General features: G+C 35.8%; 1 tRNA gene and 1 rRNA gene. Both read left to right on the forward strand.

Annotation, left to right across the window (positions count from 1 at the left end):
- Positions 1-94 (forward strand): 16S ribosomal RNA (locus K0040_RS19885); the annotation flags it as partial.
- 95 nt (positions 95-189) lie between these two features.
- Positions 190-265 (forward strand) — tRNA-Ala (locus K0040_RS19890).
- Positions 266-551 lie beyond the last annotated feature (286 nt).

Consider the following 551-nt stretch of genomic DNA (forward strand, 5'->3'; position numbering starts at 1 on the left):
TTTTGGGAAGCGAGTGTCGAAGGTGAAATCAATAACTGGGGTGAAGTCGTAACAAGGTAGCCGTATCGGAAGGTGCGGCTGGATCACCTCCTTTCTAGGGAGAATTAACCTACTGTTTAATTTTGAGAGTTTTTTTGCTTTCTCATATAAATACATTGGCGGTTTTTAATCACTAATGTATCTTTACATGGGGGTGTAGCTCAGCTGGGAGAGCACTTGCCTTGCACGCAAGGGGTCAGGAGTTCGATCCTCCTCATCTCCACCATATTTTTGCACTATTTTATATTATAAGAAAAAAATTATATAAAAAATTTTTGTAAAATAGGATAATAATATAAAGGGCGAAGCCCTAAATAATGTACTTTGAGCAACGGGATAGGCATGAACGAATGTGAATGACTAGACGTTGGCGATGTGCGTTAGCACTTTGAAAACTGCATAACATTTAGTGATATGACATTATATAAAGAAGAAGATAAACTTCTTAAAAAATATATCATATAAAGAAGATAACTTTTAAAAATATCAAACTTTGAGCAATGGGATTTGTC

The sequence above is a fragment of the Terrisporobacter petrolearius genome, assembly GCF_020748185.1.
Classification (GTDB): Bacteria; Bacillota; Clostridia; order Peptostreptococcales; family Peptostreptococcaceae; genus Terrisporobacter; species Terrisporobacter petrolearius.